The sequence below is a fragment of the Streptomyces sp. NBC_00690 genome (assembly GCF_036226685.1).
In the GTDB taxonomy this organism is placed as follows: Bacteria; Actinomycetota; Actinomycetes; order Streptomycetales; family Streptomycetaceae; genus Streptomyces.
On the sequence record NZ_CP109009.1, the window covers coordinates 3,939,666 to 3,958,775 of the forward strand.

Sequence of the window (19,110 nt, forward strand, 5' to 3'; positions counted from 1 at the left end):
TGGGCTGGCATGACTTTGCCGTGTCGGACCGTCCGACGGAAAGCCCCACTTGTGTGTGCCAGCGGCATGCACAGGGCTCCGAAGAGCTGTCCGACTCGCCCCACGGTGGTACCGGATTCCCCCCGTACGCATCCGACTCCACCGACAGACCACGCCTTTTACCGGAAACCGCGCACTGTTCGGACGGACCGTCAGGAGCTCTGCCGGCCCCCGGCAGCGGATGGCGAAACGGGCCTGTGACCTTTCCCACCCTCGGGGCCGGTGTGATTTCGTACACCTTTGCCGCCGATGGTCGGGGCCGAGCACCGGTACGGCCACCCGTGCCGTTCCTTCACCTGCCCGACACCTCTGCTGACGGTGCCGCTCGAACGAACCCTCTGCTGAGGGTGCCGCTCGAACCAACCCCCTCCCCGGCGCACGGCCTTGCGGATCACGAGCGCCGGGGGAAGGACCTCAGAAGCGGTTGGGCAGTTGGGGCAGCGGGATCGGGCTGGTGCGCGGACCGGAGGTGCGCTGCGACCCGCTCGCCTGGCAACTGACGTTCTTCGTCGGCAGCTTGCCGGTGTTGAGGTAGGTGTTGGTCATGCTGTCGGCACAGAAGTTGAGGCCCCCGTAGACGCCGTGTCCTTCGCCGCCCTTGACCGTGAGCAGCTTGGAGCCCTTCAACGCCCTATGCAGACCGACAGCGGAGGAGAGCGGGGTCTGCGGGTCCCATTCGTTCTGGAGGATCAGCGCGGGCACCTTGTTGTCGACCACGGTCGCCGGCTCGACGGACTTGTTCCAGAAGGCGCACGGCTTGATATTGGAGGCGAAGTCTCCGAACAGGGGATAGCGGGCCTTGTCGCGGATCGCGTCCTTGCGGTACTGCTCGGTGTCCCGGGGCCAGGCGGCGGAGTTGTCGTTGCACACGACCGTCCAGAACGCCGAATCGAGGTTGTCCAGGGTGGCGAAGTCGCCCGAGGCGGCGAGGTTGCCCGACAGAGCGGGGTTGCCCGACGGAACGAGGTTGCCCGACGGAACGAGGTTGCCCGACGTCGCGAACGAGCGGGGCGCCTCGGTCGGCGCGATGCTGCGCTTGCCCGATGTGGCCTTGCCCGCCGCGGCCTTCTTGAGGTCCGAGACCATCCTGCTGGCCGTGTCCACGAAGAAGAACACATGGCGCCCGGCGCGGATGGCGTCGCCGCTCAGGACTTCACTGTCGATCTTGATGGGCTTCTTGTCGGCCCTGGCCACCAGGTCCCAGAAGGTCTTGCTGACCTTGGCCGGGGTGTCGCCGAGCCGATAGGTGGTGTGGCGCTTGGCCGCCCACTCGGTCCACCGCTTGAACGCCGGCTCCGTACCCTCTGCCCACACCTGGATCATCCCGCGCCAGGCCAGCTTCGGGTCCACCGCGCTGTCGAGGACGAACCGGTCCGCCCGGCTGGGGAACATCTGGCTGTAGACGGCGCCCAGATAGGTGCCGTACGAGTAGCCCAGGTAGGAGATCTTCTTCTCGCCGAGGGCGGCACGGATGACGTCCATGTCCCGGGCGGTGTTGCGCGTGGTGAAGTGCGGGAGCTTGTCGCCCACCTTCTTGCGGCACTTGTCCGCGATCCCGCGCGCCCAGGAGACGTCCTTGTTGTACGTGGTCGCCTTGTAGGGGCGCGGCCACTCCAAGTCCTTGTCGGTGAGACCGCAACTGACGGGCGAACTGTGGTTCACGCCCCGCGGATCGAAGCCGATCAGGTCATAGCGGTCGCGCACCGACTTGGGCAGCATCTGCATCATGTCGTAGGGCATGTAGAGGCCGGAGCCACCGGGGCCGCCCGGATTGAAGAACAGCACTCCGCGACGCTTGGCCGCGGTACTGGTCTTCATCCGGGATATCGCCACCTCGGTCTTCTTGCCGGTCGGCTTCTTGTAGTCCAGGGGCACCTTGATCTTGGCGCACTGGAGGGTGGCCGGAAGATCGGGAACGCACCGCTTCCACTTGAGCTTCTGCTGGGTGTACTGGGCCAGCGGCTGAGCGGCTGCGGGTGTTGCGGCGAGACCGGGGGCGAGTGTCGCCATGACGCTCACGGCGAGCAGGGGCACCAGTCGTCGTCTTTGCACGTGGGGATTCCTTCCGGCATATGCAGGGGACATGACGACACTGCCGTGCGGGACGATCCGCGGAATCCATCGCTCAGATGGCTTTGAATCCACCTGTGGTCGGACAACCGATCGACGCTCTCCTCCTACGGCTGTAGAGAAGGAACAGCCCGTTCCGAGGGAGGAATTGAAAGGGAACCGGAGAAGTCCCCTCGGCCGGCCGAGATTTCCCTGAGCGGGTACACCTGGCCCCATGCGGACACCCGGGCACACAGGCACACGGCGTATGCAGACACGCGGGGTACGCAGACACGCAGACATGCCGAAGGGCGGCACCCCCTGGGAGTTGGGGTGCCGCCCTTCGTACGTACCGGGCTACCGATCCTCAGAAGGATCAGAAGTCCATGTCACCGCCGGGCATGCCACCGGGAGCACCGGCGGACGCCTTCTCGGGCTTGTCAGCGATGACAGCCTCGGTGGTGAGGAACAGCGCGGCGATCGACGCGGCGTTCTGAAGCGCCGAGCGGGTCACCTTCGCCGGGTCGAGGATGCCCTCGGCGATCATGTCCACGTACTCACCGGTCGCGGCGTTGAGACCGTGACCCGGGGTGAGGTTGCGAACCTTCTCGACGACGACGCCACCCTCAAGGCCGGCGTTGACGGCGATCTGCTTCAGCGGGGCCTCCAGGGCGAGCCGCACCGCGTTGGCGCCGGTCGCCTCGTCACCTTCGAGGTCCAGCTTGTCGAACACCGAGGTGGCCTGGAGCAGAGCCACGCCGCCACCGGCGACGATGCCCTCCTCGACGGCCGCCTTCGCGTTGCGAACGGCGTCCTCGATGCGGTGCTTGCGCTCCTTGAGCTCGACCTCGGTCGCGGCACCGGCCTTGATGACGGCCACGCCGCCGGCCAGCTTCGCAAGGCGCTCCTGGAGCTTCTCGCGGTCGTAGTCGGAGTCGGAGCCCTCGATCTCGACACGGATCTGGTTGACCCGACCGGCGACCTGGTCGCTGTCACCGGCACCGTCGACGATGGTGGTCTCGTCCTTGGTGATGACGACCTTGCGGGCGTTGCCCAGGAGGTCGAGACCGGTGTTCTCCAGCTTGAGGCCGACCTCTTCCGAGATGACCGTGCCGCCGGTGAGGATGGCGATGTCGTTCAGCATCGCCTTGCGGCGGTCACCGAAGCCCGGAGCCTTGACGGCCACGGACTTGAAGACGCCCTTGATCTTGTTAACGAGCAGCGTGGACAGGGCCTCGCCCTCGACGTCCTCGGCGATGATCAGCAGCGGCTTGCCGGACTGCATGACCTTCTCCAGGAGCGGCAGCAGGTCCTTAACGCTGGCGATCTTGGAGTTGACGATCAGGATGTACGGGTCGTCGAGCGACGCCTCCATACGCTCCATGTCGGTGGCGAAGTACGCCGAGATGTAGCCCTTGTCGAAGCGCATGCCTTCGGTGAGCTCAAGCTCCAGACCGAAAGTCTGGGACTCCTCGACGGTGATGACGCCTTCCTTGCCGACCTTGTCCATGGCCTCGGCGATGAGCTCGCCGATCTGGGTGTCGGCGGCGGAGATGGAGGCGGTCGAAGCGATCTGCTCCTTGGTCTCCACGTCCTTGGCCTGCTCAAGGAGAGCACCGGAGACGGCCTCGACGGCCTTCTCGATACCGCGCTTGAGGGCCATCGGGTTGGCACCGGCCGCGACATTGCGCAGACCCTCGCGCACAAGCGCCTGAGCCAGAACGGTGGCGGTGGTCGTTCCGTCGCCAGCGACGTCATCCGTCTTCTTGGCGACTTCCTTGACCAGCTCGGCGCCGATCTTCTCGTACGGGTCCTCCAGCTCGATCTCCTTGGCGATGGACACACCATCGTTGGTGATCGTGGGCGCGCCCCACTTCTTCTCAAGGACGACGTTACGGCCCTTGGGACCGAGGGTGACCTTGACGGCGTCGGCGAGCTGGTTCATCCCGCGCTCAAGGCCGCGCCGTGCCTCCTCGTCGAACGCGATGATCTTTGCCATGTGAAGTGTCCTCCACGGACTGGGTGGGAAGCTCTGGGGGACCGCGCTGGCGCCCGCGACGGACGGCCTGCCAGCCGGATGGTTTTCTGTACCGTCCGGCTTGCGGGCCTCACCGACCCGGTCCTTCTTTTTGTCACTCTCACCCGGAGAGTGCTAACGCCAATGATTAGCACTCGCCCCCTTCGAGTGCAAGCGCCTTGGAGAGAACCACCCCCCGCGCTACCCCCCCGAAATCCGCCGCGCACGGGGTGCCCTTCGATGCATGCGCCCTGGTGGTACGGGGTGTCGCGGCGGAGCGCGGGAGGTGCGGAAGCCATCTTGGACGGGAGTTCCATGACGTCGGCGTGATGGCGTTCGACCGTTCCCCGCACCATCCGGGCACCACGTTCCCTGACCGTCACGGGCGAAATCGGGAGCCCGCGGAGGTCGGCGTGCCGGACCTGAGGGACGGCCCGGAGAGGTCGCGGCCGGTCCTCGGTGAAGGCACGAGGGAGCGGGTCCGTGAGCGTCCTGGGTGCGGGCGGCGGAGGGCTAGCGACGGCGGGGTTCGATGCTCCCGGCCGGGGTGGGGTGCGGATGCAAAGACCGGTCGACGGGGGACGAGCGGGGCCCACCGGCGCGCGGGGCACCCGGCCGTGTCCACCCGCGCGCATCGGGCTGACCGTTCACCACGGTGCCGGTGTACGGGCACGCACATGGGGTCCACACCCCCCGGCGGGATGTGGACCCCATGTACATATAGATGAGCGCGTCGGTGGCCGATCGCGTCGCAGTTGCCGCGGAGTCAGACCGCGAGCTTGACCATGTCCGCCTGCGGACCCTTCTGCCCCTGCGAGATCTCGAACTCGACTCGTTGCCCCTCCTCCAGGGTGCGGTAGCCGTCCATCTGAATCGCGCTGTAGTGGACGAAAACATCCGCACCACCGTCGACCGCGATGAAGCCGTAGCCCTTCTCCGCGTTGAACCACTTGACGGTGCCCTGAGCCATGCCTAACTCCCCTATTACTGGCCCTTGCGCAGGACCGCACTTCGCGGACCCGGGTCAGACCTCACCTGATTCGGTTTTCCTCGCCGGAGTGGCGAGGTGACTTCATAGGCGTGCGCCGGAACGCGTCGACCGCGGCTGAATGTATCTGCCCAACTGCCCTCTGCAACAGGTCAATCGGACGACAATTCGCAGGCTCAGCTAACGGGAAATTGATATGAATTCAAGAAATTCCGGGGCAAGTCGGGCCCGACAAAGAAGACTTATGAGACAAATCCCCGAAGCACATTGGCTGTTTCTTATCGGAGCTGGGGCGCATTCTGTTGCTCGGCTGAGGGAGCAGCGCAGGGGCCTTCCCCAACTGTATCGCGCTCAACCATGCAGAATTGCCCCCTCCGTTTCTCTCACGGAGGGGGCAATTGAAATGACGTTGCGTAATTAGCCACCGGCCACGGCGGGGATGATGGAGATGCCCGCACCGTCCGGGGTCGCCGTCTCCAGGCCCTGCTCGAAGCGGACGTCGTCATCGTTCACATAGACGTTGACGAAGCGCCGCAGCTTGCCCTGGTCGTCCAGGACGCGCGCAGCGATGCCCGCGTGGTTCTTCTCCAGGTCCGCGATCACCTCGGCGAGGGTCGCCCCCTCGGCCGGGACCTCGGACTTGCCGCCCGTGTAGGTGCGCAGAATGGTCGGGATGCGGACGTTGACGCTCATCTTCGGGTCTCCCAGTGATCCGTTGGTCAGTTGGCCAGGCCGGCGGCGCGGAAGGCGTCCAGGCTCGGGCGGATGGTCGCCGAAGGGCCGGTGGTCGGGGCGACGGCGTCCAGGGTCTTGAGGCCGTCACCGGTGTTGAGGACGACCGTGGTGAGCGAGGGGTCGAGCACGCCGCTGTCGATGAGCTTGCGCGTCACTCCGACGGTCACGCCGCCCGCGGTCTCGGCGAAGATGCCCTCGGTACGGGCGAGCAGCTTGATCGCGTCCACGATCTGCTCGTCGTTGACGTCCTCGACGGCACCGCCCGTGCGACGGGCGATGTCCAGGACGTACGGGCCGTCGGCGGGGTTGCCGATCGCCAGGGACTTGGCGATGGTGTCCGGCTTCACCGGGCGCACCACGTCGTGCCCGGCCTTGAAGGCCGCGGACACCGGGGAGCAGCCCTCGGCCTGTGCACCGAAGATCTTGTACGGGCGGTCCTCGACGAGCCCGAGCTTGATCAGCTCCTGGAACCCCTTGTCGATCTTGGTGAGCTGGGAGCCGGAGGCGATCGGGATCACGATCTGGTCGGGCAGCCGCCAGCCGAGCTGCTCGCAGATCTCGTACGCGAGGGTCTTGGAGCCCTCGCCGTAGTACGGGCGGAGGTTGACGTTGACGAAGCCCCAGCCCTCACCGAGCGGGTCACCGATCAGTTCGGAGCAGAAGCGGTTGACGTCGTCGTAGTTGCCCTCGATGCCGACCAGCTCACCGCCGTAGACCGCGGCCATGACGACCTTGCCCTGCTCCAGGTCGTGCGGGATGAAGACGCAGGAGCGCAGTCCGGCACGGGCTGCCGCAGCGCCGACCGCACCCGCGAGGTTGCCGGTGGAGGAGCAGGACAGCGTGGTGAAGCCGAAGGCGCGAGCGGCCTCCACGGCGATGGCGACGACCCGGTCCTTGAAGGAGTGGGTCGGGTTGCCGGAGTCGTCCTTGATGTGGAGCGAGCCGGTCACACCGAGTTCGCGGGCGAGGTTGTCAGCCTTCACGAGCTTGGTGAAGCCGGGGTTGAGATTGGGCTTGTCCGCCACGTCGGCGGGGACGGGCAGCAGCGGTGCGTACCGCCAGATGCTTTCCGGGCCCGCTTCGATCCGCTTACGCAGCCCCTCGGGGTCGCCCGTCGGAAGGTCGTAGGCGACTTCCAGCGGCCCGAAGCACGAGGCACAGGCGAAGATCGGACCGAGTTCGAAACGCTCGCCGCACTCGCGACAGGAAAGCGCCGCGGCGGGTCCGAGATCGAGCGTGGTGGTGTCTGCGACAGTCTGCACAGCCATGGAGGCGAGGCCCTTTCTCCTCATCTTCCTCATGACGCATTTCGCCATGAGACGGATTTGGCACCTTCCCGAGCCGGGAGCCTCGCGGCGCTGAATCGGCTGCCTCGCACGACGGACAGTTCCGTACGGAACTGTCTGCGGGTGGCGGCGACTCTTGATGCGACGGAGACCGGCTGGAGGGTTGCCGGGGCTTCAACGGGCCGTATCCCTCTGCCCCTCTGGATGAGCGGTATTCGATTGTTGATCATGCGGGGCGGTGATCGCTCCGCACCGGTGTACGCATCACCCCGACGTGCGCCGGGCTTCAGCGTTGCTCAAGACTGTAACCGAACGACCGGACTGTTGAGATAGTCGTCCGAACCGCGAGATGGATCACAAAGTGCAGGAGTGGCGAACGTGCTGGAAGAGGTGGAGCGCTGGCTGACCAGGCGTTCCTGGTCAGCAGCCGACCGCCCGCTGGCCCGGATGATGGCGGCGAAACGCGCATCGGGAACCACCGTCAGTGTGGTCCTTCCCGCCCTGAACGAAGAGGCGACGGTCGGCGAGATCGCGACCGTCATCCGACGTGAGCTGATGGAGGCGCTGCCGCTCGTCGACGAGCTGGTGGTGATCGACTCGGGCTCCACGGACCGTACGGCCGAGGTCGCGGCGGCGGCGGGGGCACGCGTGGTGCACCGGGACACGATCCTGCCCCGGATCCCTGCGGTGGCCGGCAAGGGCGAGGTGCTCTGGCGCTCCCTCATGGTGACGCACGGTGACATCGTCTGCTTCGTGGACGCGGACCTCAGGGAGTTCTCGGCGGACTTCGTGTCCGGGATCGTGGGGCCGTTGCTCACCGAGCCCGAGGTGCACTTCGTCAAGGCGATGTACGACCGCCCGCTGGGTGAGCTCGCAGGTCAGGGCGGTCGGGTGACCGAACTGGTGGCCCGCCCGCTGCTGAATCTGCACTGGCCGGCCCTGGCCGGGTTCGTCCAGCCGCTCGGCGGCGAGTACGCGGCACGGCGCTCCCTGCTGGAGCGGCTCCCGTTCCCCGTTGGTTACGGGGTGGAGCTGGGGCTTCTGGTGGACGCACTGCACACGGTCGGGCTCGATAGCCTGGCGCAGGTGGACGTCGGCTCCCGCAAACACCGCCACCAGGACGGCCAGGCACTCGGCCGGATGGCGGCGGCGATCTACCGGACAGCTCAACTTCGACTGTCCCGAGGTCACTTGGTACGGCCGGCGCTAACGCAGTTCGAGCGTGGCGAGAAGGGGTTCGTGCCGCGGACCCATCCGGTGGACACGGAGGAGCGTCCGCCGATGCGCGAGATCGGTGAGTATGCGGCGCGTCGCGCCGCATAGTGATGACTAGCACCGTTTCAGTGATGACTATCCTATTTATGAACTTTGGACGTCATGTACTGAGAGGCACCGGAATCTTCGTCATCGTCGCCGCCATCGTGGGTGCCGCCGCCCCCACGAGCCCGGCGAGCAGCCCTGCCACGGAACGCCTCTGGCTACTGGGCGGGCTGGCATTGAGCCTGACGGCGGCGGGGGTGGTGGCGGTGGCGGCGGCACGGGGGCGGCGCAAGGGGTGAGATCTGGTGGTGTGGGCTTGGCTGTTTCCGGGTGGGGCTGTGCCTGGGTTTCCGCCTTGGGTGGCGGGGGGTTCCGTCCTCAAACGCCGGACGGGCTGGGGTGGGGCGGGGCTGCGGGTTTTGGCTGTTTCCGGGCGGAGCTCGTTCTGTGAGTTCAGCTCTGGGGGGTGCGGGGTTCCGTCCTCAAGCGCCGGACGGGCTGGGTGGGGCGGGCGGAGCTTGTGTGTTGGGGGCTGGTCTGGGGGGCGGGGCTTGGGTGGTCCGGCTGGGGTTTGGGTGGGGTGCGGGTGGTGGGGGTGCTTTCGGGCGTGACTCCTCAGCGCCGGCGGCCAGCGGCTGATCCGTTGGTGGCGGCTCTGAAGCCGCCGACGCTTCCGGGGACACCCCCTGCGCGCCCCCAATACCGCAACTGGCTCTGCCTGCCCCCGGCCCATCCACAAGTCGAGCTCAGGAGGGCGCTACCCAGTACCGCGACCAGGTCTTGCTTGCCCCACGCTCGTCCATGGGTCGGGAAGTCGGGAAGTCGGGCTCAGGGCCAGGTGCCCAGTGGCGCAACCACGTCTACCTGCGCCCAGCCCATCCATAGATCGGGCTCAGGACGGCGCTACCCAATACCGCGACCAGGTCTGCTTGCCCCTCTCAACCCATGGACAGGGCCACGGGCAAGCAGAGCGTCGCCGCCGCTGGGTGCCCGTCCTACCCGACCTATGGACGAGCGGCCGTGGATCAAGCTTCGGCCCCAGGGAAGGGAGTTTGCGGGTCCAAGGGGGGCAGGCGCATTTGCGAGGCGGGCCCAGGGGGGCAAACAGGTCTGCTTGGCACTGGCCCTTGGGGTGGCCAGGGGTGGGGGGAGGGATTGAGCCAGTTGTGGTGAGGGGGGACTCTTGAGGGCGAACGCACGTTTGGGGGTTTGCGGGACGGGCTAGGTTCGCGACATGGTCTCCGAGCACTCAGCTGCCCAGATCCTCGTCGCGTCGAACCGCGGCCCCATCTCCTACACCGTCCGGGATGACGGGACCCTCGACTCGCGGCGCGGAGGCGGTGGTCTGGTTTCCGGGCTCTCCGCCATCGGATCGGAAGCCGACGCCCTGTGGGTGTGCTCGGCCCTCGGTGACGGCGACCGGGAGGCGGTGCGTCGCGGTGTCGGCGAGCAGGGCGTCCTCATGCTCGACATCGACGCGGACATCCACCACGACGCCTACAACGGCATCGCCAACTCCGTGCTCTGGTTCATCAACCACATGCTCTACCAAACCCCACTGGAACCGGTCTTCGACCTGGAGTTCCGACGGCAGTGGGGTGCGTACGAGCAGTACAACCGCGCCTTTGCGCAGGCCCTCGCCGACCGTGCTGGCGAAGGTGCCGCGGTCCTGGTGCAGGACTACCATCTGGCGCTCGTCCCCGGGATGCTCCGTGCGCTGCGGCCCGATCTCAAGATCGGTCACTTCTCGCACACCCCCTGGGCCCCGGTGGACTACTTCCGGTTGCTGCCCGACGACATCTCCCGCCAACTGCTGCGCGGGCTGCTGGGCGCCGATCGAACCTGTTTCCTCACCCGGCGCTGGGCAGATGCGTTCACCGACTGCTGCACGGAGTTGCTGGGAGCAGAGGCGCTCAAGGGCATCGACATCGGAGTGCACGGGCTCGGCGCGGACGCGGAGTTCCTGCGCGAGCGGGCGCACCGGCCCGATGTGGACGAGCGTCTGGCCGACCTGCGGCAGCAGATCGGGCCGGAGGGGACGGACCGTCGGACCATCGTGCGCGTCGACCGCACCGAGTTGTCCAAGAACATCGTGCGCGGGCTCCTGGCCTACCGGGAGCTGCTGAGCACCAGGAGCGAATGGCGCGAGCGCGTGGTGCACGTGGCATTCGCGTACCCCTCCCGTCAGGACCTGTCGGTCTACCGCGACTACACGGCCGAGGTCCAACGGGTCGCCGATGCGATCAACGCCGAATTCGGAACGGACGGCTGGAGCCCGGTCGTCCTGCATGTGAAGGACGACTTCGCGCGTTCTCTGGCCGCGTACCGCTTGGCTGACGTGGCGCTGGTCAACCCCATTCGCGATGGCATGAACCTGGTCGCGAAGGAGATCCCGGTGGTGTCGGAGGCGGGCTGCGCCCTGGTGCTGTCACGGGAGGCGGGCGCCCATGAGGAGCTCGGCGAGGACGCGATCACGGTCAATCCCTATGACGTGACCGGCACAGCGGAGGCCCTGCACGAGGCGCTGACCATGCCCGCCGCCGAGCGCTCCCGCCGCACTGCCCGACTGGCCGCCGCTGCGACGGCGCTGCCGCCGCAGCGGTGGTTCCTCGACCAGTTGGACGCCTTGCGCGAGCAGCGCTGATCGGCGCTGCTAAAGGCTCTCCGCCAGGGCGGCGAGGAAGTCGACGACGGCGGCCGGACCGGGAAGGAGGAGGTCTGCCCGTTCGGCCAGTTCGGGGACTTCCGCGCTGCCGCTGCACACGAGCAGTCCGGGCAGACCGTCCGAGCGGAGCTTCTCCACGGCCGCGAACGCGGGCAGGTCGCCCAGGTCGTCACCGGCGTAGAGGACGGCTTCGGCGTCGACCTCGCGTACGTAGTCGGCGAGGGCGACGCCCTTGTCCATGCCAGGTGGGCGGATCTCCAGCACCATCCGGCCCGGTTCCAGGATCAGACCGTGGCGGGCCGCAAGGGTGGCCAGTGGTTCGCGCAGGGCCTCGAAGGCTCCCTGCGGATCGCTGGCACGGCGGGTGTGGACCGCCACCGCCTGGCCCTTCTCCTCGATCCAGGTGCCCTGCCAGGCACCGATGCTGTCGAGGAACCCCGGCAGTTCGGATCGTACGGCGGCGACGCCCGGATGTGGTGCGGGTGTGTTCACGGTGCCGGAAACAGCGTCCCAGCGTTCTGATCCGTAGTGTCCGAGGACGACGAGGTGATCGAGGCCCGCCACTCCGGCGAAGCCTCCGTAGCGAACGGCGACACCCGCGGGGCGGCCGGTGACCACGGCGACGGAGGCGACCTTGGGCGCCAGTTGCGCCAGTGCGGGTACGGCGCCCGGGTGGGCGCGTGCGCGCTCGGGGTCGGGAACGATCTCGGCGAGTGTGCCGTCGAAGTCGAGAGCGACGACGGCCTTGTGCGGTCTGGCCAGAAGCGCGGCGAGACCTTCACGGCCCGCGGGCGTCGACGGCGACGGCAGGGAGTGCGCGTGCGGAGAGCTGCCCATGCTCCGACCCTATCGGCGGGCGCGTTGTGCGTCTCTGATCCGGCGCAGGCGATTGACGGTGATCGGGTCGTGGGCGAGTGCCCGCCGATCGTCGAGGAGGGCGTTGAGCAGCTGGTAATAGCGGGTCGGAGAGATCCCCAGGTCCTCCCTGATGGCCCGTTCCTTGGCGCCGGGCCCGGGCCAGGAACGGCGCTCCATCGCGAGCACCGCCCGATCGCGCTCGGAGAGCTCGGTGGGACCGGGGGAGGCGGCCTGATCGTCGGTCATACGATCCAACCTATCGGCGGATGCCTCCCCCCGCCCCTCACCCGGTTGCGCCGGGTCGACGGCCCGCTCGGTCAGCGCGAAGGACCGAAGGAGCGATGTCGGGGAGGCTCGGCTACTCCCGTTGCTGCGCCTCGCGGGCCTTCTGGGCGATGTGCTCCAGGACCTGCCGGGGGCTGCCGCCGGGCTTCACCGCGTTGCCGATGTTCTGCTTGAGCTCCTCGCTGACGGTCGCCCAAGACGTCTTGTCGACCGGGGGCAGCACCGACTCCGGCAGCTCGTCGAGGAACTGCTTCAGGTCCTGGTGTTTCGGGTCGGCTTCCATGGCTTCCGACGCGGAGACCGTGACGGGCAGCAGGGCGTTCTGGGCGGCGAAGTCGAGGACGTTCTCGTCGGTGAAGAGGAAGTTGAGGAAGTCGCCTATCTCGGTCTGGTGCCCGTTCTGCTTGAAGCCCATGATCCAGTCGGCCACGCCCATGGTCGACCTCGACCGTCCGGCGCGGCTGGGCGTGGTCACCATGCCGACGTCGACGCCGGCGGCCCTGGCGGACTTCATCAGGGAGGGATGGCCGTTGAGCATGCCGACTTCGCCCCGCGTGAAGGCGGCGAACGCCTCCTTGCGGTTCAACTTGCCGGGAGCCACTGGGCCGGTGAGCTTCTGGTCGACCAGGTCGGACTTCAGCCACTCAAGGGCTGCGGTGTTGTCCTCGGAGTCGATGTCGTAGACACCACTGGGGTCGACGTAGCCGTTGCTCCCTGCGCCGAGGAGCCACACCATGGTCTCGGCCTGGGCCTCCTCCGGCCCGAGGGGGAGCGCAATGGGATAGCTGACTTTGGTGTTGGTCTTCAGGAGCTGTGCCGCTGCGCCCAGTTCCTCCCAGGTCTGCGGGGGCTTGACTATGCCCGCCTTCTTGAAGTGCTCCTTGTTGTAGAAAAGCATTCGAGTGGAGGCTGTAAACGGAAGTCCGAAATGCACGCGCCGCTGCTTGCCCGCTGCGACGAGGGGGGCGAGGAAGTTCGCCTGGACGGGGATGGAGAGGAGTTCATCGGCGGTGTAGAGCTTGTCACCGGCTGCGTAGTCGGCGTACGCACCGATTTGGGCGATGTCGGGAGCCTCACCGGCTTTGACCAGCTCGGCGACCTTGCGATCGATATTGGTCCAGGATTCGATCTGGACTTCCACATTGATGTCGGAGTGCGCTGCTTCGAACTTGTGAACGACGCCGTCCCAGTAAGCACGGCTGCTGTGACCGCCGTTGACGTCGTAGTCAGCGGCGATCAATTTCAGGGTGACCACATCGGCTTCGCCCGATGCGCCGCACCCCGCCAAGGCAACCGCCATACCTAGTGCGGCCGTAGCCGCGGTCAGTCTCAAGAAGTGCCGTTGCACAGCTCTTCCCCCACTATTGGTACTGATGGCTGGATTTACTCCGGTCCGCTCCCCGTGGCGCCCCCGTTTATGCCCCCCGTGGCGCCCCTCGCGGCCTCATTGAGGCCCCAGAGATGAGCAGCGATTTTCCACCATGAAACCTTCAGTGGTCTACGCCCTCTGATCTCACTTTTGCAACGTCTCTTCCGAAGGAACCTTTCAGAAAGCTGTGCCTAAAGTGGCGGTCGTTGCCCGTGTGTGTGGTGGGCTGCTAAGCACATATCGGCACGTCGTCGCCATCACGACTGGGTGCCGGTCCGAGAACAGCATGTACGTCGCTAGGAGCCATGCCAGATGTCCCGTACCGCAGCTGAGATAGCCACCCAGCCCAATTGCTGGCGACGCGCGGCAGAAACCGCCAAAACCTTCGATGGACTCCCCCGGTCGGGCGAACGAGTGGCCGTGACGGGGTGCGGCACATCCTGGTTCATGGCCATCGCCTACGCCGCTCTGCGCGAGGCAGCCGGGCTCGGCGAGACCGATGCATTTGCGTCATCGGAGTTCCCGTCGGGACGGACGTATGACCGTGTCGTGGCCATCACCCGGTCCGGGACCACCACCGAAGTCCTGGAGCTCCTCCAGCGGCTCAAGGGACATGTCCCGACGGTGGCTCTCACTGCCGACCCCGCAACGCCCGTGATGGAGGCGGCGGACACGGTGGCCGTACTGGACTGGGCGGACGAGGAATCAGTGGTCCAGACCCGTTTCGCAACCACGGCCCTGGCCTTCCTGCGGGCCGGCCTCGGTGAGATTCCCGGAGTGAAGTCGATCGCCGAAGCCGCGGTGGACGCGGAACTGGCCGTGACGGAACCGCTGCCGGACGGGGTGCTGGGAGCGGAGCAGTGGACCTTCCTGGGCCGGGGGTGGACCTACGGTCTCGCTCTGGAGGCCGGCTTGAAGATGCGTGAGGCGGCGGGGGCCTGGACCGAGGCGTATCCGGCAATGGAGTACCGCCACGGACCGATCGCCATCACCGGACCGGGACGGGTGGCCTGGGTCTTCGGCGAGCTGCCGGAGGGCCTCTCGGTGGACGTCGCCGGGGTTGGGGGGACCCTGGTGGCGAACCGGGGAGTGGACCCCTTGGCGGACCTGGTACGCGCCCAGCGACTGGCGGTGGAGCTCGCGGAGTCAAAGGGCTACGACCCCGATCGCCCCCGCAACCTCACCCGCAGCGTGATCCTCCCCCAGTCCTAACCCACCCCACGCCCGGCTCTGCCCCCACCAGGCAGAGCCGGGCCCCGAGCCCGATCCACACCCCGCCGACCGCTCCCCCTGGGCCCGCCTCGCGAATGTGCCCCGCCCCCCTTGGACCCGCAAACTCCCCTCCCCCCGGGGTCGAAGCTTGATCCACGGCCGCTCGTCCATAGGCCGGGCTCAGGACGGGCGCCCAGCGGCGGCGACGCTCTGCTTGCCCGTGGCCCTGTCCATGGGTTGAGAGGGGCAGGCAGACCTGGTCGCGGCATTGGCTAGCGCCCGTCCTGAGCTCACCCCATGGACCGGGCCAGGGCCAGGCAGACCTGGTTGCGCCACTGGGCACCTGCCCTGAGCCCGACTTCCCGACTCCCCGACTCATGGACGAGCGTGGGGCAAGCAAGACCTGGTTGCGGTGTTGAGTAGCGCCCTCCTGAGCTCAACCCGTGAATGAGCTGGGCGCAGGTATGCCTGGTTGATGTTCTGGGGGCGCGCAGGGGGTGTCCCCGGAAGCGTCGGCGGCTTCAGAGCCGCCACCAACGGGCCAGCCGCTGGCCGCCGGCGCTGAGGAGTCACGCCCGAAAGCACCCCCACCACCCGCACCCCACCCAAACCCCAGCCGGACCACCCAAAGCCAAGCCCCCCAGACCAGCCCCCACAGCAAGGGCTCCACCCGCCCCACCCAGCCCGTCCGGCGCTTGAGGACGGAACCCCGCACCCCCCAGAGCTGAACTCACAGAACGAGCTCCGCCCGGAAACAGCCAAAACCCGCAGCCCCGCCCCACCCCAGCCCGTCCGGCCCTTGAGGACGGAACCCCACCCCCCAAGGCGGAAACCCAGGCACGGGCCCCACCCGGACCAAGCCAAGCCCCTCCTAAAACAATCCCCTCACCCCACCCGCCCCCCACACCCCACCACCCCCACCCACAACAGCGTTAATCGATCAAGACAAACCACCCCACACCCCACCCAACCCCATCCGTTCGGTTTTGTACGGGCCCGCAACAATCACAGCTAGTGGACTAGACCTTTCGGTGTCTCTCGCGCCAGACTGTCCACGTGAGACACGTCATCGCCCTGGATGTGGGCGGCACCGGCATGAAGGCCGCCCTCGTCGGGGTGGACGGGACCCTCCTCTATGAGGCCCGCCGCGCCACGAAGCGAGACCGTGGGCCTGATGCCGTCGTCCAGTCCATCCTCGACTTCGCCGACGACCTTCGCACCCATGGCAAGGAGCAGTTGGGAGAACCCGCACTCGCCGCAGGTGTCGCCGTCCCCGGAATCGTCGACTCCGAGCTCGGCGTCGCCGTCTACGCAACCAACCTCGGCTGGCGTGACGTACCCCTGCGTTCGATCCTGAGCGACCGACTCGCAGGCATCCCCGTCGCCCTCGGCCACGACGTCCGCACCGGCGGGCTCGCCGAAGGCCGTATCGGAGCCGGGCAGGGCGCCGATCGCTTCCTGTTCGTGCCCCTGGGCACCGGCATCGCCGGTGCCATCGGCATCGGCGGCACCATAGAAGCCGGCGCCCACGGGTACGCGGGCGAGATCGGCCATGTCATCGTGCGGCCCGACGGACCGCACTGCGGCTGTGGGCAGCGCGGCTGTCTGGAGACGCTCGCCTCCGCAGCGGCCGTCACCCGCGCCTGGGCCAAAGCCAGCGGTGACCCGGGCGCCGACGCGGCCGACTGCGCCAAGGCCGTCGAGTCCGGCGACCCCAGAGCCATCGCCGTCTGGCAGGACGCTGTCGACGCCCTCGCCGCGGGCCTGGTCACCGCCATCACTCTGCTGGACCCGCGCACCCTGATCATCGGTGGCGGGCTGGCCGAGGCCAGGGAAACCTTGTTCACACCCCTACGGGCAGCGGTGGAAGCGAGGGTCACGTTTCAGAAGCTGCCCTCGATCGTCCCCGCAGCCCTCGGGGACACCGCTGGATGCCTGGGCGCGGGCCTGCTCGCCTGGGATCTGATCGCCACCGACTCGGAGGTAACCGCCTAATGGCCGCACGCGCCGCACTCGCTGATAGCGCCGCACGCGCCGCACACGGGGCATCCGGCGACAGCACGATCCTCACCGGAGCCCGGGTCGTGCTGCCCACCGGGATTGTCGAGAACGGGCAGGTGAGCATCGAGGGCACGAAGATCACCGGTGCTGCACCGGCCACCGCACCCCACCGTGATCTCACCGGGCACTGGATCGTTCCCGGCTTCGTCGACATCCACAACCATGGCGGTGGCGGCGGCTCCTTCACCGGCGGCAGTGCCGAGGACGTGCTCCAGGGCGTCCGGACGCACCGGGAGCACGGCACGACCACGCTGGTCGCCTCGATGGTCACCGCGGAGATCGACTTCCTCGCCCACCGGGCTGGAGTCCTCTCCGAGTTGGTCGAACAGGGCGACCTCGCCGGCATCCACTTCGAAGGCCCCTTCATCTCGCCCTGCCGCAAGGGCGCACACAGCGAAGAACTGCTGCGCGACCCCGACCCGGCCGAGGTGCGCAAGCTGATCGACGCGGCGCGCGGCACCGCGAAGATGGTGACGCTCGCCGCCGAACTGCCCGGTGGCATCGACTCCGTACGGCTCCTCGCCGAGCACGGCGTCATCGCGGCGATCGGACACACGGACGCCACCTACGAGCAGACCGTGGAAGCCATCAACGCCGGCGCCACGGTGGCGACGCACTTGTTCAACGCGATGCCTCCGCTGGGCCACCGCTCCCCCGGCCCGATCGTGGCACTGCTGGAGGACGAGCGGATCACCGTCGAACTGATCAACGACGGTACGCACCTCCACCCCGCCGCACTGGAGCTGGCCTTCCACCGCGCGGGCGCGGGCCGGGTCGCCTTCATCACGGACGCCATGGACGCCGCGGGCTTCGGCGACGGCCGCTACCAACTCGGTCCGCTGGCCGTCGACGTCATCGACGGGGTGGCCCGCCTCACCGAAGGCGGTTCCATCGCGGGCTCGACCCTCACCTTGGACACCGCCTTCAGACGGGCCGCCACCGTGGACCGGCTGCCCGTCACCGACATCGTCCAGGCGATCTCGGTGAACCCGGCGAAGCTGCTCGGCGCGTACGACCGGGTCGGCTCGCTGGAGCCCGGCAAGGACGCCGACCTGGTGGTACTGGACGATCAGTTCCGCCTCAAGGGTGTTATGCGCCAAGGCAGCTGGGTGATCGAACCCCAGTAACCCGGGCCCGGCAAGGTCCTCCCGCAAGGGGCGACCGGACGGTGGCCGGCACATCATTGCTGGTACGGCGAGGCGGTTGGCCCGGGGTCTGGGCCGACCGCCTTCCGTTTGGCATGATCAGTACCAGCCAGCAATCCGGTTCAGCAGGGGGTGTCGCGGTGATCCTCACAGTCACGCTCAACACCGCGCTCGACATCACCTACCAGGTCAGCGCACTGACCCCGCACGGCAGCCACCGAGTGGACAACGTAGTCGAGCGGCCAGGCGGCAAAGGGCTGAATGTCGCCAGGGTGCTTGCCGCCCTGGGTCAGGAATGCGTCGTCACCGGCTTTGCGGGCGGACCGGTCGGGGCGGTGCTCCGGGACCTGCTCGCCCCCTTGGCCCCAGTGGACGCGCTCGTTCCCATCACCGGGTCCACCCGCCGCACGATCGCCGTCGTGGACGGCGCCAGCGGGGACACCACCCAGCTCAACGAACCCGGCCCCACGATCACCACCGCGGAGTGGACCGCGTTCCTCCGTGCGTACGAGACGCTGCTGCGCGATGCGGACGCCGTGGCGCTGTGCGGCAGCCTCCCCCCGGGAATCCACGTCGGCGCCTATGCGGAGCTGATCCGTCGCGCCCGGACCGCGGGCGTACCCGTACTCCTGGACACCAGCGGGGAACCCTTGCGCCGGGGCATCGCCGCCCGCCCCGACCTCATCAAACCCAACCTCGATGAGCTGGCCCAGCTCACCGGCTCCCGTGAACCGCTGCGCGCCACCTGCGCAGCGCGCCGCCGCGGTGCGCGGGCGGTCGTCTCCTCGCTCGGTGCCGATGGGCTGTTCGCCGCCACTCCCGAGGGAATCTGGCACGCCGCCCCGCCCGCGCCGGTGCGCGGCAACCCCACCGGCGCCGGCGACTCGGTGGTCGCGGCGCTCCTCGCCGGCCTGGTCGATGAGGTGCCCTGGCCGGAGCGGCTGGCCCGAGCGGTGGCACTGTCGGCGGCGACGGTACTGGCCCCCGCGGCGGGGGAGTTCGACTCCCCGGGGTACGCAACGCTGCTGCCCCGGGTCACCGTGACCGAGCACCAGGCAGCGGCATGAGCCCCGCCGGGAAACACCCCTTCGTACCCGCCCTTCGGACGCCTTCGCTCCTTCGCACCGTGCACCATCGCACC

15 protein-coding genes and 1 riboswitch are annotated in these 19,110 nt (G+C 68.0%); of the genes, 7 read left to right on the plus strand and 8 right to left on the minus strand.

Features of this window, described 5'->3' with window-relative positions; translation table 11 throughout:
• Positions 1 to 453: 453 nt before the first annotated feature.
• From OID54_RS17270 to thrC, 5 genes are all read right to left on the minus strand, one after another.
• Positions 454 to 2,091: an alpha/beta fold hydrolase gene (locus OID54_RS17270; RefSeq protein ID WP_443055611.1), complete on the minus strand. Its 1,638-nt coding sequence runs from the start codon at positions 2,089 to 2,091 to the stop codon at positions 454 to 456.
• 373 nt (positions 2,092 to 2,464) lie between these two features.
• Positions 2,465 to 4,087: a chaperonin GroEL gene (groL, locus tag OID54_RS17275; RefSeq protein WP_329020607.1), complete on the minus strand. Its 1,623-nt coding sequence runs from the start codon at positions 4,085 to 4,087 to the stop codon at positions 2,465 to 2,467.
• Positions 4,088 to 4,871: 784 nt separating this feature from the next.
• A complete protein-coding gene (locus OID54_RS17280; RefSeq protein WP_005315736.1) occupies positions 4,872 to 5,075 on the minus strand; it encodes a cold-shock protein in 204 nt (67 codons plus the stop codon).
• 435 nt (positions 5,076 to 5,510) lie between these two features.
• Positions 5,511 to 5,786: a MoaD/ThiS family protein gene (locus OID54_RS17285; RefSeq protein WP_329020609.1), complete on the minus strand. Its 276-nt coding sequence runs from the start codon at positions 5,784 to 5,786 to the stop codon at positions 5,511 to 5,513.
• 26 nt (positions 5,787 to 5,812) lie between these two features.
• On the minus strand, positions 5,813 to 7,096 hold the full coding sequence (thrC, locus tag OID54_RS17290; protein WP_329020611.1) for a threonine synthase: 1,284 nt from the start codon (positions 7,094 to 7,096) through the stop codon (positions 5,813 to 5,815).
• Between the two features lie 17 nt (positions 7,097 to 7,113).
• Positions 7,114 to 7,325: riboswitch (SAM riboswitch) on the minus strand.
• 167 nt (positions 7,326 to 7,492) lie between these two features.
• Here thrC and OID54_RS17295 point away from each other — a divergent pair.
• From OID54_RS17295 to OID54_RS17305, 3 genes are all read left to right on the plus strand, one after another.
• Positions 7,493 to 8,437 carry a glucosyl-3-phosphoglycerate synthase gene (locus tag OID54_RS17295; RefSeq protein WP_329027594.1) on the plus strand — a complete coding sequence of 315 codons (945 nt, stop codon included), beginning with the start codon at positions 7,493 to 7,495 and terminating at the stop codon, positions 8,435 to 8,437.
• A gap of 23 nt (positions 8,438 to 8,460) precedes the next feature.
• Positions 8,461 to 8,673 (plus strand): hypothetical protein, encoded by a 213-nt coding sequence (locus tag OID54_RS17300; RefSeq protein WP_329020613.1) that lies wholly within the window; start codon positions 8,461 to 8,463, stop codon positions 8,671 to 8,673.
• Between the two features lie 935 nt (positions 8,674 to 9,608).
• Positions 9,609 to 11,018, plus strand: coding sequence for an alpha,alpha-trehalose-phosphate synthase (UDP-forming) (locus tag OID54_RS17305; RefSeq protein WP_329020615.1), 1,410 nt, complete (start codon positions 9,609 to 9,611; stop codon positions 11,016 to 11,018).
• A 9-nt stretch (positions 11,019 to 11,027) separates the two neighbouring features.
• On the opposite strand, the gene otsB is transcribed toward OID54_RS17305, so the two are convergent.
• The 3 genes from otsB to OID54_RS17320 all read right to left on the minus strand — a co-directional run bounded on the left by otsB (position 11,028) and on the right by OID54_RS17320 (position 13,482).
• Complete coding sequence (otsB, locus tag OID54_RS17310) at positions 11,028 to 11,876, minus strand: trehalose-phosphatase (protein ID WP_329020617.1); 849 nt, start codon at positions 11,874 to 11,876, stop codon at positions 11,028 to 11,030.
• A 9-nt stretch (positions 11,877 to 11,885) separates the two neighbouring features.
• Complete coding sequence (locus OID54_RS17315; RefSeq protein ID WP_329020619.1) at positions 11,886 to 12,143, minus strand: DUF3263 domain-containing protein; 258 nt, start codon at positions 12,141 to 12,143, stop codon at positions 11,886 to 11,888.
• Positions 12,144 to 12,255: 112 nt separating this feature from the next.
• A complete protein-coding gene (locus OID54_RS17320) occupies positions 12,256 to 13,482 on the minus strand; it encodes an extracellular solute-binding protein (RefSeq protein WP_329020621.1) in 1,227 nt (408 codons plus the stop codon).
• A gap of 381 nt (positions 13,483 to 13,863) precedes the next feature.
• Between OID54_RS17320 and OID54_RS17325 the strand changes: the two genes are divergently transcribed.
• The 4 genes from OID54_RS17325 (at position 13,864) to OID54_RS17340 (ending at position 19,036) form a co-directional block, all read left to right on the plus strand.
• Positions 13,864 to 14,763: an SIS domain-containing protein gene (locus OID54_RS17325; protein WP_329020623.1), complete on the plus strand. Its 900-nt coding sequence runs from the start codon at positions 13,864 to 13,866 to the stop codon at positions 14,761 to 14,763.
• Positions 14,764 to 15,819: 1,056 nt separating this feature from the next.
• Positions 15,820 to 16,758: an ROK family protein gene (locus OID54_RS17330; protein ID WP_329020625.1), complete on the plus strand. Its 939-nt coding sequence runs from the start codon at positions 15,820 to 15,822 to the stop codon at positions 16,756 to 16,758.
• A complete protein-coding gene (gene nagA, locus OID54_RS17335; RefSeq protein ID WP_329020628.1) occupies positions 16,758 to 17,951 on the plus strand; it encodes an N-acetylglucosamine-6-phosphate deacetylase in 1,194 nt (397 codons plus the stop codon). Before OID54_RS17330 ends, nagA begins: the two co-directional genes overlap by 1 nt.
• A 158-nt stretch (positions 17,952 to 18,109) precedes the next feature.
• Positions 18,110 to 19,036, plus strand: coding sequence for a 1-phosphofructokinase family hexose kinase (locus OID54_RS17340; protein ID WP_329020630.1), 927 nt, complete (start codon positions 18,110 to 18,112; stop codon positions 19,034 to 19,036).
• The last annotated feature ends 74 nt before the right edge of the window (positions 19,037 to 19,110 follow it).